Genomic DNA, 16,702 nt, shown 5'->3' on the forward strand with positions numbered 1-16,702 from the left:
CACGTTATGATCGGCGACTCACGCCGCTTGCCCTGGATGTGGACGATGCGCCGAATCACGGTTTGCCTGCTCCTGTTGTTGGCTCCGCTTGCCGCGCTGGCATCGGACCAGCTGGCCGATGGCGATCATGAGAGCTGCGTCAGCAGCAACTCGGCGGCACGCGGCAGAACCCCCAACGGCGAGCCGGCAACCCCGGCACGTGCTCCCGCGCACAAGCCCGCGCCGGCCACCGGCGGCGGTGGCAGTGACGGCGACGGACTGTTCCCCCGCATGCGCACGATGCCGCGCTGGCATAGCTTCCTGCCGGGCATGTTCCGCTGATCCAGTGGTTGTTGCGCCGGCTGCGCCGGCCGCCGGCCGATATTCCTGATGCCTTATGGCTGCCGGTCAGCCGCCGCTGCGCCTGGGTCGCTGCGCTCGATCTGCCCCGCCAGCACCGTCTGCGTGCACTGACCGCGCAGTTCCTGCGGCAAAAAACCATTTCCCCGCTCGATGGGCTGCAGCTGCAACCGCACGATCACGTTCTGCTGGCTGCCATGTGTTGCCTGCCGCTGCTGAACATCGGCGCGGCCGGCTGGCGTGGCTGGTCGCAGCTGATCGTCTACCCGGACGCATTCCGCGTGCAACGCACGCATGTGGATGCGGCAGGGGTGATGCATGCCTGGGACGACACCCTGATTGGCGAGGCCTGGGAACAAGGCCCGCTGATCGTCAGCTGGGCCGACGTACAGGCCGACCTGGACGACCCGCAGGCCGGCTTCAACGTGATCGTGCATGAGATGGCGCACAAGCTCGATGCACTCGATGGCGCGCTCGACGGCACCCCGCCGCTGCCGCGCGCTGCGCAGCGTGCCTGGGCACGCGATTTCCAGCGCGCCTTCGATACGCTCTGCCAACGCGTCGATGCGGGCGAAGACACCGAGATCGACCCGTATGCCGCCGAGGCGCCGGAAGAATTCTTCGCGGTCGTAAGCGAATACCACTTCTCCGCGCCACAGCTGCTGGCGCGCGTCATGCCGGATGTCGCTGCACAGCTGACGCGTTTTTATGGACCATCGCCGTTTGCGGCGTCAGCGCAGCGCTGATGGTGGGGTGACATGTCTGCATGCGTCGGGGCTGTCGTCGTGCAACGCTGTCGCGCGCATCAATCGCAGGCGTTCAACCGACTGAGCACACCAATGCGCGATGCCGCACGCGGCCACACGCGGGACGGATCGACATCGCTCGCGCATTGCCAGGCATTCACACCAACCCAAGATCGCGCGGCCTGGCACCGGGGAACACCCGTTCCAGCTGCGCAGGCGACAATCCCCACAACCGGCTCAGTACACCGCCGAACAGGCTGCGGTAATTGGTGAGCACCGGATAATCGCGGTTCTGCAGCAGCTGCGCCTGCGCAACTTCTACCTGCTCGCCGGCGATCCGGCCGCCGCGCACGCTGCCACCCAGCACCCAATAGGTGGTGCCGTGCCCGTGATCGGTGCCCTTGCTGCCGTTCTCGCGGAAGGTGCGGCCAAACTCGGACAGCACCACCACCACGGTGTCCTTCCATGCCGGTCCGAGGGCGTCGGCGTACGCCGCCAGCCCTTCGCCCAGATTGCGCAGATTGTTCGCCAGCCCACCTTCGACACTGCCCTGATTGGCGTGCGTGTCCCAACCGCCGACATCGACAAAACCCAGCCGATATCGCTCGCGCATCAGGCTTGCCATGCGCCGGGTTTCGTCGGCGAAGGTGCGCGCGCTGGCGGCGCCGCGACCGGCCTGCTCCATCTCTTCGCGCAGCTGCGCGGTGACCTGCTGACGCAGTGCCAGTCCCTCGCGCGCAGCGGCCGCCAGCGGGGTTGCGTCGTACATTTGCGACAGGATCTGTGCCTGACGCGCATCCAGACCGCCCTTGCCGATGCCCCGCAACGACACATTGGGCAAATCCCCGCCGCCTTGGAAGGTCAGCGGTAAGGAATCGGTGAAGGCAATCGCCGGCACTCCGCTGAGCACACCCGACAGGCGCGCCATGAAGCCGGAACGATAATCGCGGCGCTGCCGGCCGGCCTGACCGGATTCGATATCGTCCTGGGTTTCGAAGTGACTGCGCGACAGATCGTCGGTACCGGCAAACGGCACGAACGCCAGCTGCCGGCGTTGCCATAGCGGCAGCAGCGCATCGCGCATCACCGGGTTGAGACCCCATTGCGTATCCAGCGCAACGGCACTGTTCGGGTTGGCCGCATCCGGCCGCGCGATCGCCAGGGTCGGACGCGCCTGATAATAAAAATCGCTGGCATGCGGTACCAGCAGATTATTGCTGTCGTAGCCGCCGCGCAGAAATACCACCAGCATGCGCGCGCTGTCGCGTGGCGCAGCAAACAGGCGACCGCTCCAGGGCAGACTTGCCGCCGCTGCAGAGGCAAGCAGAAATTGACGTCGTTGCATGGCGCGCTCCTGTGGCGGTGATCGCTGGTCGAACGTTGAAACAGCAGGTTTGAATCGGCAACCGTCGAATCGGCGAGCCTCGAATCAGCGATAGTTGAAGTCCGGCGATGACAGCAGGAATCCATTCCATTCCGCAGGCGAACGCGCCTGCCCCAGGGCATCGCGCGTGCCGCTGGAAAGCGACGGTGCCACCCAGCGATACGATGGGCGCGTGTCGATCTGCGTCAGCGCCGGCAGTGGCGTGTCGTTATCGCCATCGAAGCGGAACAATTGCTTGGGCCCGCTGCCCAGCGAACGTGCCACCTCGAAGCGTCGCGCCAGTTGCCCGGAGCTGGTCCACGCCTGCGATTGCAGCGACCAGCCATCGGGGGTGATGCGCCCGAACAGCGGCTCGCCGAGTTGCTGCAGCCAGCTCGCCATCGGCGCGGCATTGACCACCGGCTGGCCCTCGTACGCCAGCCGCATGGCCGAAACCACAAACCGATTCGGATCCTTGAACTTGCGCGGTTGCGCCTGCGCAAATTCCGGCGCGTCCAGCATGGCCTGCATCACCTTGGCGATGTCGCCATCGCTGCGTTGAAACGTGTTCGCCATGCGCTCGACCAGCGCGGCCGGCGGCTTGTCGCTGACAAAGTACTCGGCCAAGCGCTGCGAAATGAAATGCGCGCATGCCGGCTGCCGCACCAACAGCTGCACCGCCCGCTCGATCTCATCCAGACCACCCGCGGCGATGCGCTGGCCCAGCAAGGTCTTGTCACCGGGTTGATGACGTGCGGGATTGAATTCGAACAGCCCCTTGCGCACCACCTGCGGTTGCCCCGGCACGGCAGTCGGCAAGGGCGGAGCGCCCTCGGCCTTGACCGGCACCAGGCCGGCGCCGGTAAGTATCAGCGCCAGTTGCTGCACATCCTGCTGGCTGTAACCGCCATGCACGCCCAGCGTGTGCAGTTCCATCAGTTCGCGCGCGTAATTTTCGTTGACCTTGCCCTTGGCGTTCTTGGCGTTGTCCAGATATTCCAGCATCGCCGGGCTTTCCAGCGTCGCCATCACCAGGTCGGCGAACTTGCCGGTGGCATGCGGGCGGATCGCGTTTTCCATGTAATCGGCCGCCATCCATTTCACCCGCCCCTTGTCGGCGTACACGCTGAAATGATTGAGCCAGAACCACACCAGCTGCTCGCGCGTCTGCTCCGGCGCATACACCGCACGCAACAGCTGCGCCTGACGCGCCTGGGTCAGCATCTGCCCACCACGCGCCTGCCATGCCTTGCGCAAGGCGGTCTTTTCCTCACCATCGGGCATGTCTTGCAGGCGGATCTTGTCGGCCTCGTACTGCGTCAGCAAAGTCAGCAACGGCGTGTGCAGCGCATCGAAGTGCTGCAGTTGTGCACGGATCGGCGCTGGCAACGCCGCATCGTCGCTGGCCTGCAACAGCGACCTGCCGTAGCGCTTGGGGCCGAGCCGCTGCAGTTGCGCTGCGCTGTCGGCATCCACGCCGTAGGTCGCACGCTGCAGCCAGCGCGTCTGCGCCGGCGTCAGTGCTGGATTGGCAGCACTGCACGGCATGGCCAAAGCGCAGCCCGCCAACAGCCATGCCAGCTGCCACCGGTGATGGCGGGGCGCGCCCGCTGGACGTGCGCTCAGCCAGCGCGTCTGTGCATTGCGCTCGAACATGCAGCTCTCCATCGCAACGGCCTGCAACCGGCCCAGTATGGTCAAGCCAACGCGCGGGGCGTTAAACGGTTGTCGGAGCGCGCCGCAGCGTTGACCACGGGTTCATTCCGCACCCCCCCATGCCGGTCACAGTCCCGGTGGCAGGGTCACGTCGAAGCGGGCGCCGCCCAGTTCCTGCGAGCGCACCACCTGCAGCTCGCCGCGGTAAGCCTTGATCAGATCCTGCACGATCGACATGCCGATGCCGTGGCCTTGCACGCGCTCGTCGCCACGTACGCCACGCTGCAGGATCTTGGCTACGTCTTCCGGCGCGATGCCGGGGCCGTCGTCTTCCACCGACAGGATCAATCCGGCGCGACGGCTACCAGTGGTGGGCCCGGGCTGTGCGGTCAGCAGCACGCGGCTGCGCGCCCACTTGAAGCCGTTTTCCAGCAGGTTGCCCAGCAATTCCTGCAGATCGCCCGGCTCGCCATGAAAGCGCGCATCGGGCGAAATATCGAATTCGCATAACACGCCCTTGACCGAATAGACCTTCTCCAGCCCGCGTACGATCTCTTCGGCGGTCGACTCGATCGGCAGCGGTGCGGCGAACAGCTTGTGTCCACTGGAGGCCGCGCGAGCGAGCTGGTAGGACACCAGATCGTTCATGCGGCGCAACTGCACATCCATTTCCTCGTGCAGGTCGCGCTCGGACTGGCCGCTATCGAGCTGGGTGCGCAACACCGCGATCGGCGTCTTGAGGCTGTGCGCGAGATCGGCCAGCGTATTGCGCTGGCGGTCCAGATTGTCGCGCTCGCTCTCGATGAAGGCGTTGATGCTTTCGGTCAGTGGCTCCAGTTCGCGCGGATGCTGCTCGCTCATGCGCTGGATCTCGCCGCGCTGCACCTTGGTCAACTCGTTGATGACCCGCCGCAGCGGGCGCAGGCTCCACTGCAGGATGAAGGCCTGCAGCACCAGCAGCACCACACCGGCACTGCCGAGGTAAAACCACACTGCGCCACGGAACACGCGCAGCTGCGCGCCCATCGAGCGCGCATCTTCCATCACGTAGATGGTGTACGGAATCTCGCCGCCGTGTTCGCGCTCGACGTAACTCACGCCCAGGCCGTAGCGGTACAACTGGCCCACGCTGCCGTCGATCTGGGTCATCTCCAGCGGGCCGATGAATTCTTCCTGGCGCGGCTCGAGCATGCGCCCGTGCGGAATGTTCGGGCCTTCGGCCGACATCGAGGTCCAGCTTTCGTCCGGGCGCACGACTTCCACGTATAGCCCGCCGCCGGGCACATCGAAACGCGGGTCCGGCGGCTGGCCGCCGATGTACAACGAGCCGTCGCGGACGAAATCGATATTGGCGGCATACGCAGAGGCGTAGTTCTTCAGCCGCTCGCGCAGATTCTTTTCGGCGGTGTCGGCGAACGCCACATCCAGCGCGTAACCCGCCAGCGCCAGGAAGGCCACCAGACTGAGGCTGGCGGCCAGCAGCTGGCGGGCCTGCAGCGAGCGCGGCCGCCAGCGTCTATACCACTTGGAGCGGCCCGGCACCTGATCTTCCTGTTTGCCGATGCGCGGACTCAGCCTTCGGTACGCGGAATGGCGAAACGGTAGCCGCGACCGCGTACGGTCTCGATCGGCTTGAGCTCACCATCGGGATCGAGCTTCTTGCGCAGGCGGCCGATGAACACTTCCAGCACGTTCGAATCGCGATCGAAATCCTGCTGGTAGATGTGCTCGGTCAGATCGGCCTTGGAGACCAGTTCGCCGGCATGCATCATCAGGTACTCGAGCACCTTGTACTCGTAACTGGTCAGGTCCACGTTGGCGCCATTGACGCTGACCGTCTGCGCGGCCAGATCCAGCGCGACCGGGCCGCATTCCAGCGTCGGCTTGCTCCAGCCCGCCGCGCGCCGCAGCAGCGCATTGACGCGCGCCAGCAGTTCTTCGACATGGAACGGCTTGACCAGGTAATCGTCGGCGCCCTGCTTGAGGCCTTCGACCTTGTCCTGCCAGCTCGAACGCGCGGTCAGGATCAGCACCGGAAACTTCTTGCCTTCGTCGCGCAGCGCCTTGATCAGCTCCATGCCCGACATCTTTGGCAGGCCGAGGTCGATGATGCCGACATCGAACGGGACTTCGCGGCCCATGTACAGGCCTTCTTCGCCGTCTTGTGCAGCGTCGACAGCAAAGCCCTCACGCTTCAGGCGCGCGGCAAGGGTCTCGCGCAGCGGAGCTTCGTCTTCGACCAAAAGGATACGCATGCACTCTCCCTAGTTACGTTGTCGGCCAATGGCCGGGGAATTTATAAGACTGAACGCAGAACTATCTACGTCTAGTGGTTATCGTCGCGTGGTGGCGCATCCGGCGGCGCCTGGCTGCGCGGCGGCGCGGCCTGCATCTGCTCCGACTCATACACGGTATGCACGCGGCCGTCCTTCATGTACTTGACACGGTTGAGATTGCCACCGTCGAACGGCACGCGTTCGGCGCTGAGGATCTGTCCACCGGTGGACCGCTGCACCTGCCGGATGGTGTCCGAGAGCGTGCGCCCGTTGCCGCGCGCGGAGGGCGGTAACGGATCGCGTCCCGCATGCGACATCGGATATCCCTGACCCCACGCCGACGGCGCTGCCATGGCTAGCCCAAGGGCAACCAGGACGATATAGCGAGCGCGGCAGGACGGCTGGGTCACAATGAATCCTAGCGGGTTGTTCAGGAACATTCAAAATTCGTGAAACCGGCCACCGGTGACAGCATGGTCGAGCCCGAGAATAGAGCCAAATTCTTGATTTTTCGGGGTGAATCCCATCTGAACTTTTTAGCTTTGTGTTAACGCTGTTCAGTGAAATGAACCCATGAGGCGCCTGGAAGGTCACTGATTCAGGGATCCCGCAGTCGCGCTCGACAGTTAAACACCTCGTCCGATGCAGACGCCGGAGATGCCTGTTCAGGTAATGCAAACCGCAGGCCAGTTCAGGCCACCACGCGCCAGCCCTGGGTGTCGGTCCGCTGCAAGGCCTGCTCGACCAGCTCCCAGCCGGCGCCGGGCCGGTGTGCGCCCTCGCTCAGTACCTGCCGGAACGCGCGTCCGCCCGGCTGGCCATGGAACAGCCCCAATACGTGACGGGTCATGTGCTTCAGCGCCAGGCCTTGCTCCAGTTGGGACTCGACGTAGGGCCGCAAGGCACGCAGCAAGTGGTCGCGTGGCTGTTCCGTACGCTGAGTCAGGGCCGCATCCAGGCGATGCAGTACGTAGGGGTCGTGGTAGGCAGCGCGGCCGAGCATGACGCCGTCGGTCTGGTGCAGATGCTCCATCGCGGTCTCCACCGCCGCAATGCCGCCATTGAGCACCACCGGCAGCGCGGGGCGCTCCTGCTTGAGGCGATACGCCCAGTCGTAACGCAGCGGCGGCACTTCGCGGTTTTCCTTGGGCGACAGGCCCTTGAGCCACGCGTTGCGGGCATGCACCACCACCATGGCGGCACCGGCTGCGACCACCTGATCGACGAAGCTGGCGAACACGGCATAGTCGTCATCGTCGTCCACGCCGAGGCGGCATTTGACCGTGATCGGCAGCGTGGTCGCCGCACACATGGCGGCAACACAGTCGGCCACCAGCGCCGGCTCGCGCATCAGGCAGGCACCGAAGCGCCCGGCCTGCACGCGATCGGACGGGCAGCCGCAATTGAGGTTGATCTCGTCGTAGCCCCACTCCTGCGCGATCGCCGCCGCCTGCGCAAGCAGTGCCGGCTCGCTACCGCCCAGTTGCAGCGCCAGCGGGTGTTCGACCGGATCGAACCCGATCAGCCGCGTGCGATCGCCATGGATCACCGCATTGGCGTGCACCATCTCGGTGTACAGACGTGCCGAGGGTGCCAGCAGGCGATGGAAGACCCGGCAATGGCGGTCGGTCCAATCCATCATCGGGGCGACGGACAGGCGCAGGGAGGCGGCGTAGCGATCGGCGGAAGCGGTCATCGACATGTGGCCGCAGCGGGCAGCCATCGGAATGCGGAGCAGGATCAACAGCTTACACGGGTGTCGATGAATCTGCCGCAGCGCGGCATGACGGCCTGCGAGGCCGACCTGCCGGAGCCCGCTGGTCGATGGCCGATTCACTGCGCCAGGTGGTCGACCCGTGCAGGCTGGCGAATTTCGGCATGGCGCGCGTTGATGGAACCCGCTGATGGCGCGCTTCGGCGGCCAACTTGCGGCTATCTCTGCCATCGGAAGAGGTGAACAACATCGCGGTGGCGCTGCTGTCGTTGCCCTCGCTCGCCAGGTGCGCGCGTTATCGGGCGGCATCGCCGCAGGATGCGCAGTGCCTGGGCGTTCGCCCATGTCGAGCGAACGCGGTGCATCGTCAATGACGAGCGGAGCTTATGTCGTCCAGTGCTGGCGTCGTGCACCGCGCCTGGACAGGATCTGCAGTTACGGGTTGCGGAAGCCCACACGCTCTTCGGCGCTCAGCGGCTTGCCGAGGGCATGGTACGAGGCGACCAGGGTGATCAGGGCGGTACCCAGCACGGTGTAGAAGCTCCACGACGTGGCCAGCACGTGCACCTGACCGAACACCAGGGCGACCACGGCAGTGGCGGTGCACAGCACCATGGCCAGCAGCGACATCAGGAAAGGGATGGAGGGATCGAGCTTCATGGTCCGGGGGTTCCAGTGTGCGATAGCGGAAGCATCGGCGTTCGCAGCGCTTTCTTGAACTGTTTTTTGCGGTTTTTCCAAACAAATTTCAAGCAAGTCAGCGCGCGCTCAGACTTATGTCAAACCCTTGGCGCACAAAGGTTTGCACGTCAGGAGACTCCTGACGCAGTAGCGCAAAAATCACCACAACCGCCAGAGATCCAACGCGCCTGCGGCAGAAAACCGGCGGGGGCGATGGCTGCACTTTTCTGCGGGTCGTGGAGGCAAGTTGAGCAGGTCGGCGAGCCACTAGCCGATCCGGGAGCGACGATTCACTGCGCTCGGTGCACGATGGCTGACCTTCGAACCACGTCGGTGGTCATAGTCGCCAGTACGCACCAGTGGCGTCAGCGCGCGCGATGGGGCGCTGCAAGCGAGGCCGCCGAGACCCCGGGTATCGAGGTGCAGGACTCAGGCGATGGCGATCAGCGACTAACCAACGGTCACTGTGACGGAGCTGACGTCGCAACCACGTACAGCGCGTCGAAGATGGCCGAGCGCGAGGCGTGCAACCCGCCCGGATGGGGCCTACAGACGGCTGGCCGGTGGATAACGGTGCGGCACGCTGCAGCAAGCATCACCGATGGCTCTCGCCTGCATCGATGGCCGGACTGGCACCTGCATCGGCCGCATGGCGCCTGTGCGAGCTTGCTGACGCCTGGCGTCACGCATGCCAGGCGCGCCACGCATGAGTGGCGCGCTCAGCGCGCCGGGGACGTCGCAAACTCGCCGCGTTGCAGCTTGGTCACATCGTTGCCCTGCCCGTCCTTGAGGCTGAGGTCCGCGCCCTTGGCGGCCAGATCCTTGAGCACGTCGGTGCGCTGGAACAGCGCTGCGTACATCGCGGCGGTCTGGCCAGCGTTGTTGCGCTGATCCGGCGCGCAGTCGGCCTGCATCAGCCGCTTGGCGATACCCAGCTCGCCCTTGAAGATCGCGCCCATCAGAGCAGTGTTGCCGCGCTTGTCCTGCGCACAGGGGTCGGCGCCGGCGCTGAGCAACTGCTCCACTGCCGGGCGCTGGCCGTGGTAGGCCGCCAGGATCAGCGCCGTGTAGCCCTTCTCGTCACGGGTATTGAGGTCGTAGTGCGAGCGGATGAACTCGGCCAGCATGTCCTGCCGCCCTTCGCGTGCCGCGTCGAAGAAGTACTCGCGCAACTGCAGCTTGATCTGCGCCGGGTCTGCGGCGGCAGTGGTGGCGCTGGTGGACATCGGCGCGGGCGAGGCAGCATTGGCAGCCGCAGACAGGGTGCCAAGCATCAGAAACAACAGGGTGCGCATATGGCTCTCCCGATAGCGAAACGGCACCGCGGCACAGCCGCGATGCCGTGGGTGGATCAGTCCTGCAGGCTGGAGGCCAGCTGCTTGACCCGGGCCAGGTCGCCCTTGGCGACACGTGTCACGCCAGTGCCGTACTCGGGGTCGGCCTTGTACAGGAACGACAGCAGGAGGTGCTTGCTCTCGGTGTCGGTGGTGGCCAGCGACTCGCCGAAACTCTGCACCAGATCGGCGCGATCCTTCTTGCTGTAGGACCGATACAGCTCACCGGCCTGCTTGAAGTTCTGCTCGCGGGTGATCTTGGCCTGCTGGGTAGTGCCCGACAGCGGCAATGCGCTGTAACGCGCAGCGGTATCCTGCGGACGCGGCTCCAGCCGGCTCGGCTCGTAGTTCACGCCGCTGGTGGTGTGGCCGTTATTGCCTTCGCCATCCTGGTTGCCGTTGTTGACGGCCACACGCGGACGGTTGACCGGCAGGTTCAGGCCATTGGCACCGATGCGATACAGCTGGGTGTCGGCGTAGGAAAAGATGCGGCCCTGCAGCAGACGATCTTCCGACGGCTCGATGCCCGGCACCAGGTTGGCCGGCGCCATCGCGACCTGCTCGGTTTCCTGGAAGAAGTTGTCGACGTTCTTGTTCAACACCATCTGGCCGACCTTCTGCTCCGGCACGTCCGGCCAGATCTTGGTGGCATCCAGCGGATCGAAATCGAACTTGGCCAGGTCTTCCGGCTTGAGCACCTGCACGTACAGGTCCCATTTCGGGAAGTCGCCCTTCTTGATCGCACCGACCAGATCGTTGGTCAGGTGGCTGTAGTCCTTGGCCTGGACGGCAGCGACCTGCTTGGGATCGAGGTTCTTGATGCCCTGCAGCGTCTTCCAGTGGAACTTGACGTAATGCACTTCGCCCTGGGCATTGACCAGCTTGTAGGCGTGCACGCCGTTGCCATCCATGAAGCGATAGCCGGCCGGCGTACCTTCGTTGGAGTACAGCAGGGTCAGCGTGCGGGTGCCTTCGGGCACGTGCGAGAAGAAATCGAAACGGCGCGAATCGTCGTCCAGGTTGGTGCGCGGATCCGGCTTGAACGCGTGGACCATGTCGGGGAACTTGATCGCATCGCGGATGAAGAAGGTCGGGAAGTTGTTGCCGACCAGATCCCAGTTGCCTTCGCTGGTGTAGAACTTGGTGGCGAAGCCGTGCGGGTCGCGCAAGGTTTCCGGCGAGTGGTTGCCGTGCACCACCGAGGAAAAGCGCACGAAGACCGGGGTCTTTTCGCCGGCGCTGAACACCTTGGCCTTGGTCAGGCTGGACAGATCGGCGGTGGCGGTGAACTCGCCTTTGACGCCGGTGCCGCGTGCATGCACCACGCGCTCGGGGATGCGCTCGCGATCGAAGCGCTGCAGCTTCTGGATCAGCTGTACGTCCTGCAGCAGGGTCGGGCCATTGGCTCCGGCGGTCTGCGAATTCTGGTTATCACCGACCTTGGCGCCGTTGTCGCGGGTCAGAACGGATTGGGCGAAGACCGGCGGGGCGATCAGCGTCGGGGCTAGCAGGGCTAGCACCATGAGGGATCCAGGGCGCATGGCGTCAGCTCGTTTGAGGGAGCTGAATCATGGCCAGCGGACCGACGCGTGAGAAGTCGTTAGTTATGATCGCTGCGATAGGCTAACATGATGACGACTGCAGAGCGTGATATGCATCGCGTTACAAGGCGGTAGCACGTTGAAGATCACGCCGCTTATGCCGCGGATGCGGTGGCCAAGCTGATTCACAGCGACGCATGCAGCGCGTTGGCGACCGCAAGAATACTGCAGTGCAGCAGATCGACAGGCTCACGAACCAGCAACAGCATGCGGTGAAAAACACGCGCAGGGCCGGGTGTCATTGCCTGGTGGAAACCAAGGCACCCATACATCGCAACGTTTTCTTGATCCAGGTATGCACGCGCGACCCATGCGTTAAACAGTAGTCATCGCCTCGCACCTGGATCGCTCACGGTTCAAAGACCACCAGAACCGCCCTGTTCGTCAGGCAAACCGACGTCTGCCCGTCTGCGTGCCAGCTGCGCAGGATCCTCCAGCTCGAACAGGCTGCCGTCCGCCTTGCGCTGGGTACCGTAGCGCTGCGGCTTGCCCGACATGATCAGGTTGCGATCCACGAACAATGCCATGTCCGCGGTGCTGTAAGACCCGCGCGCCACTGCAACCTCGATGCTCTTCAGGAAGCCATCGCGAAACGTGCGGTCAGTGGAGTGCTGCGCGACCAGGAAACCAGCATGCGCCCCGTCTTCGCCAACCGACGCGACATCGGGGAAGCCGAATTTCTCGATCAATGCAGACAGCGCAGCCTGGTTTTCCCGTTGCGACGCAACCAGACGCATTGCCATGTCTTTCGCTGCGCCTTGATTGGCCTGCAGCTGTTACGCCGTGAAAGCACCACGAATCTGCTCACGGATCTTCTGATCGGCATCGGCCAGTGCCAGCAGCTGTTCGCGGTAAGAGGCGTTCATGCCTGGACGACCTTGCTGCAGAGTGCGATCGGCTCCGGCAATCGCCCATCCCGCAGTCGTCACCTGCCATAGCAGTACACCGAGCATCACTGTCTTCATCCGCAATCCTCCCGGATCTGAAAAGGTCACGACATCGCGTCGATAAAGCACGGCAGGGAAAGATACCGCTGCCATCGACACCACACGCGCAGCGACGGGCACGGTCATGCACCGCAAACGCGTGACAGCGGCACTCTGCGAGACGGGCATTTCATCCTCTCGACGGGACTGGCGCCGCTAACCAATCACCCGCTTGAACGGCGGCAACGCGTCGATGATGCGTTTGCCGTAGCGACGTGTCAGCAGGCGCGAGTCGAGGATGATCACGCGGCCGTGGTCGCTGGAACTGCGGATCAAGCGGCCCGCGAACTGCGTGAGCGTGCGCAGCGCGTGCGGGATGGCGATCAGGTTGAAGGCGTTATGGCCGCGACTTTCCAGCCATTCGCTCAGGGTCGAGGTCTGCGGGTCGGTCGGCACCGCGAACGGCACCTGGGTGATGACCACCGTGGTGCAGGCATCGCCGGGCAGATCCAGGCCTTCGCCGAAGGAGTTCAAACCGAACAGCACCGAGCCCTCGCTAGCGGCGATACGGCGCAGGTGTTCGGTGATCAGTTGCGACTTGTTGCCCTCGCCCTGCACCAGCACGCGGTTGCGTTGCGCCAGCGGCATCAGGTCGGCGACCTTTTCCATCTTCCAGCGCGAGGTGAACAGCACGATACTGCCCTTGGCGGTCCAGTCGAGTTCGCGCACCAGGTAACGCGCAACTTCCTTCGGGTGGCCTTCGCGATCGTCTGGGGTGACCGGGAAATTGGGCACGATCAATTCGGCCTGATTGAGCAGGTCGAACGGTGAGGCCAGCGAGGCCATCTCGGCGTGATCGGGCAGGCCGTTGTCGATGGCGAACGATTGGAAATCGCCGCCGCCGGTGAGTGTGGCCGAGGTCATCACCACCGAATCCACTTCGTTCCAGATCATCGTGCGCAGCACCTGCGCAGCCGACACCGGCGAGCAATGGCAGATCAGATCGCCGTCGCGCGAGAGGGTGATCCAGCGCGCCATCGGCGGCTGGCCTTCCTTGTCTTCGCGCCGCCAGCCGCTCCACAGATTGTGTTGCTGCTCGGCCATCTCCAGGGCCAGGCCGAGGCTGCGCTGCAGGCGTTCGCGCGCCGAGTCATCCTGCTTGCCCTTGGCGATCGCGCTGTGCGCGGCATGCACCCAGTTGAACAACGCGCGGGTTTCTTCGCCGAGTTCTTCGATGGCCGGGCCCCATTGCGGCGGCAGCTTGCCGTTGGCCGCACGCCACAAGGGATCGCGCTCGCCGGGCTCGGGCTTCCACACGCGTTCGACCTCGGCGTGGAAGGCCTTGAGCAGCTTGGACACGCGCGCGGCCACCTCGATGGCCTCGTTGGGTAGCAGGTTGCCAATCTTGTCCTTGTCCACCGCGCGGTAGGCGGCGGCGATGAGGATCTGCAACCGGCCGGTGCGCTTGGCCATCTCGTCCAATGGCAGGTTGGCCGCGCCCTGGTCGATCGCCACGCCGGCGATGTGATGGCCTTCGTCGAGCACCAGCAGCATGTCGGCGGGCGGGGCGATCAAGGGCTGGCCATTCTCGGCATCGCCCAGCGACAGCGACGACAGCAGCAATGCATGGTTGGTGACCACGATCTGCGCTTCGCGCACGTCGGTGCGCGCCTTCAGCACCGGGCATTGCGCGGCGTAGCTGCAGCGGCGACCGGCACAGCCGGAGGCCGGCGTGGTGATGCGCAGCCGCAGCGGCACCGAGACCTGCTCGGGCGCATCGTCCAGATCGCCGTTCCAGCTGCGCTCGGCGTAGGCCGTGGCCAGGCGCTTGGCCAGATCCGCGTCGGCCGGGCTGAGCGGGCGGTCGTAGAGCACCTGCTCGTCGTCGAACATGCCTTCCTGGCTGGTTTCGCCCTGCAGCTCGGCGGCGTTGCGCGTGCACAGGTAGCGGGTGCGGCCCTTGGCCAGCGCGACCGTGGCCTCCAGCCCGGTGGCCTTGAGGAAGGCCGGGATGTCGCGCTCCACCAGCTGCGATTGCAGCGCCACGGTGCCGGTGCTGATCACCAGCTTCTTCTTGGTGGCCAGGGCGATCGGCACGCCGGCGGTGAGATAGCCCAGGCTCTTGCCGACACCGGTGGGCGCCTCGGCAATGCCGATGCCGCCGGAGGTGGCCAGCGCGCGCGAGACCAGGCCGATCATCTGGCTCTGCGCCCGCCGTGTGGCGAAGCCGGGCGTGTTGGCCTGCAGCTTGGCGTAGGCCTCGCGGATGCCGGCCTTGATCGGGTCGGTCAGAACACGCTGGGTGGGAACCGGCGCCGACGGCGCGGCCGGTGGGGCGACTTCATTCATCGCGCTATTTTCGCACGGACCGGCGCAGCGCCTGCGACCGGCGTGGCACTCGGCTGAACGTGTTTGCTGGCGCGGGGCGGCGCCACCGCCAGCCTGGTCCCGGGTGCGCACGCTGCACGGCCACTGCATGCGTCGGATCCGCTCATCGCCGGCGGGCGCTGGCCGCAAGTTCTGACCCGGAGGGTCGCGCAATGGATGCCGGCCCAATCACCCTGCGCTGCCTGCAACGAGCAGGAAGCGTCGCTCCACGTTGTGTCAGCGGCCTTGTGTCCGCGACGGCCATGCATGGCGCGCCCAGACCAGTCCGATGACCACCATTGCGACGCCCATCAGCAACATGCCGGCGCCCACGCCAGTGGGCCCGAAGCGTTCATACAGCAGGCCGCCGCGATTGACCGCAGCCAGCGCCTGCGGATGCAGCAGCGTCCACCCGCCCTGCCCGGCACTGACCAGCCCCACCACCACCAGCGCGATGGCTTTGAGCGGAATCATGGGCGCGGGCCGGCGGCGGGCGGCACGCGTTGCAGGCTGCCTGCCAGCGTCCACACCAGCACGCCGATGCCCACGCCTTGCATCGCCATCAGCACGAAGTGGGCGATGCTGGTCACCATGCTGATCTGACGCACATTGCCTTGCTGCAGCAACAGCATCGGAATCGCCTGGAAGGCAACCTCGGCAAACAAGCAGCCCAGCAGCAGCCAGAGCGCAGCCAGCCCGGCACGCCGCAAAGGGCTTTGCGAGGCACGCCACAGCAGAACCAGCCCGAGCAGCAACGCGATCAGCATCGGCACGCGCGACAGCAGGCTGGTGACCAGGGTCAGCAGGATATCGGTGGCGGTGACGCTGCCCACCTCAGTCGGCACTGACCAGGAGGGCCTCGCGCGCGCGCAGTGCGGCGTAGACCGGGTCGGTGTCCGGGCGCACGCCGTGCCACAGCGCGAAACTCTCGGCGGCCTGCTCCACCAGCATGCCCAGGCCATCGACGGCGTAGCGGCATTGCGCCGCACGTGCCCAGGCCAGGAAGGCGATGGCGGTGGCGGCATAATTGAGATCGACCGCCGCGGTGAGGCTGTTGACCAGGCCCAGCGGCATGGCGAACGCGCCGGCGTCGCGATCGCGTCCAGCCGCAGTGGCATTGACGATCAGCTCGAAGTCGCCCAGATCGCGCAGGTCTTCGATGTAGCGCGAGACCACCCGCCCCGGCTCGCCGAGCGCATCGCACAAGGCATCGGCGCGCTCGGGCGAGCGGTTCACCACCACCATCTCGGTGATGCCCGCTTCCAGCAGCGCCGGCGCCACGCCGCGCGCGGCACCACCGGCGCCGAGCAGCAGCACGCGGCGACCGCGCAGATCCAGCCCGTGGCGGTCGGTGAGGTCGCGCACCAGACCGGCGCCATCGGTGTTATCACCCTGCCACTGGCCGTCGTTGCGCACCAGCGTGTTGACCGCACCGGCCAGACGCGCGCGATCGCTCAGGCTGGCCGACAACGCACAGGCGGCTTCCTTCAGCGGCAGGGTCACGTTTGCGCCCTTGCCGCCTTCGTCGGCGAAGCGCTCCAGCGCGGCAGTGAACGCCTCCGGCGGTGCGTCGATGGCGGTGTAGTCCAGCGCGATGCCGGTCTGCTTCCCGAAGTCGGCATGGATGGCCGGCGACAGCGAATGGGCGACGGGGTGACCGAACACGGCATAACGGGATACGGGCATGAAACGCTCTCTG

15 protein-coding genes and 1 pseudogene are annotated in these 16,702 nt (G+C 65.4%); 2 read left to right on the top strand and 14 right to left on the bottom strand.

The window, feature by feature from the left end:
- Positions 1–6 precede the first annotated feature (6 nt).
- Entirely contained in the window at positions 7–321 is a 315-nt protein-coding gene (locus XARJCFBP2528_RS20745) for a hypothetical protein (RefSeq protein WP_016902777.1), read from the top strand.
- Between the two features lie 8 nt (positions 322–329).
- Positions 330–1,085, top strand: coding sequence for a M90 family metallopeptidase (locus tag XARJCFBP2528_RS20750; RefSeq protein WP_016902778.1), 756 nt, complete (start codon positions 330–332; stop codon positions 1,083–1,085).
- Positions 1,086–1,242: 157 nt separating this feature from the next.
- Here the strand turns inward: XARJCFBP2528_RS20750 and XARJCFBP2528_RS20755 are convergent, their stop codons facing one another.
- The 14 genes and pseudogenes from XARJCFBP2528_RS20755 to aroE form a co-directional block, all read right to left on the bottom strand.
- Positions 1,243–2,430: a DUF1501 domain-containing protein gene (locus XARJCFBP2528_RS20755; protein WP_026064388.1), complete on the bottom strand. Its 1,188-nt coding sequence runs from the start codon at positions 2,428–2,430 to the stop codon at positions 1,243–1,245.
- 84 nt (positions 2,431–2,514) lie between these two features.
- A complete protein-coding gene (locus XARJCFBP2528_RS20760) occupies positions 2,515–3,996 on the bottom strand; it encodes a DUF1800 domain-containing protein (protein ID WP_374057767.1) in 1,482 nt (493 codons plus the stop codon).
- A gap of 234 nt (positions 3,997–4,230) precedes the next feature.
- Entirely contained in the window at positions 4,231–5,601 is a 1,371-nt protein-coding gene (locus XARJCFBP2528_RS20765) for an ATP-binding protein (protein ID WP_024939071.1), read from the bottom strand.
- A 74-nt stretch (positions 5,602–5,675) separates the two neighbouring features.
- Positions 5,676–6,359, bottom strand: a complete 684-nt coding sequence (locus tag XARJCFBP2528_RS20770) for a response regulator transcription factor (protein ID WP_002808458.1) — start codon at positions 6,357–6,359, stop codon at positions 5,676–5,678.
- Positions 6,360–6,430: 71 nt separating this feature from the next.
- Positions 6,431–6,733 (bottom strand): hypothetical protein, encoded by a 303-nt coding sequence (locus XARJCFBP2528_RS20775; RefSeq protein ID WP_039512651.1) that lies wholly within the window; start codon positions 6,731–6,733, stop codon positions 6,431–6,433.
- 338 nt (positions 6,734–7,071) lie between these two features.
- Positions 7,072–8,076 carry a tRNA dihydrouridine(20/20a) synthase DusA gene (gene dusA, locus XARJCFBP2528_RS20780; protein WP_026064390.1) on the bottom strand — a complete coding sequence of 335 codons (1,005 nt, stop codon included), beginning with the start codon at positions 8,074–8,076 and terminating at the stop codon, positions 7,072–7,074.
- Between the two features lie 453 nt (positions 8,077–8,529).
- Complete coding sequence (locus XARJCFBP2528_RS20790) at positions 8,530–8,754, bottom strand: hypothetical protein (protein WP_016902784.1); 225 nt, start codon at positions 8,752–8,754, stop codon at positions 8,530–8,532.
- Between the two features lie 740 nt (positions 8,755–9,494).
- Positions 9,495–10,070 carry an ankyrin repeat domain-containing protein gene (locus XARJCFBP2528_RS20795; RefSeq protein WP_016902785.1) on the bottom strand — a complete coding sequence of 192 codons (576 nt, stop codon included), beginning with the start codon at positions 10,068–10,070 and terminating at the stop codon, positions 9,495–9,497.
- 56 nt (positions 10,071–10,126) lie between these two features.
- Positions 10,127–11,632, bottom strand: coding sequence for a catalase KatB (gene katB / locus XARJCFBP2528_RS20800; protein WP_016902786.1), 1,506 nt, complete (start codon positions 11,630–11,632; stop codon positions 10,127–10,129).
- 434 nt (positions 11,633–12,066) lie between these two features.
- Positions 12,067–12,675, bottom strand: a pseudogene (locus XARJCFBP2528_RS20805) (DUF6624 domain-containing protein).
- Between the two features lie 177 nt (positions 12,676–12,852).
- Positions 12,853–14,985 carry an ATP-dependent DNA helicase DinG gene (dinG, locus tag XARJCFBP2528_RS20810; RefSeq protein WP_016902789.1) on the bottom strand — a complete coding sequence of 711 codons (2,133 nt, stop codon included), beginning with the start codon at positions 14,983–14,985 and terminating at the stop codon, positions 12,853–12,855.
- A 255-nt stretch (positions 14,986–15,240) separates the two neighbouring features.
- Complete coding sequence (locus XARJCFBP2528_RS20815) at positions 15,241–15,477, bottom strand: hypothetical protein (protein WP_016902790.1); 237 nt, start codon at positions 15,475–15,477, stop codon at positions 15,241–15,243.
- A complete protein-coding gene (locus XARJCFBP2528_RS20820; RefSeq protein ID WP_016902791.1) occupies positions 15,474–15,848 on the bottom strand; it encodes a hypothetical protein in 375 nt (124 codons plus the stop codon). The genes XARJCFBP2528_RS20815 and XARJCFBP2528_RS20820 overlap by 4 nt, the downstream gene beginning before the upstream one ends.
- Positions 15,838–16,689, bottom strand: a complete 852-nt coding sequence (gene aroE / locus XARJCFBP2528_RS20825; protein ID WP_026064391.1) for a shikimate dehydrogenase — start codon at positions 16,687–16,689, stop codon at positions 15,838–15,840. The genes XARJCFBP2528_RS20820 and aroE overlap by 11 nt, the downstream gene beginning before the upstream one ends.
- Positions 16,690–16,702 lie beyond the last annotated feature (13 nt).

This window comes from Xanthomonas arboricola pv. juglandis, assembly GCF_001013475.1.
GTDB classification, from domain to species: Bacteria; Pseudomonadota; Gammaproteobacteria; order Xanthomonadales; family Xanthomonadaceae; genus Xanthomonas; species Xanthomonas arboricola.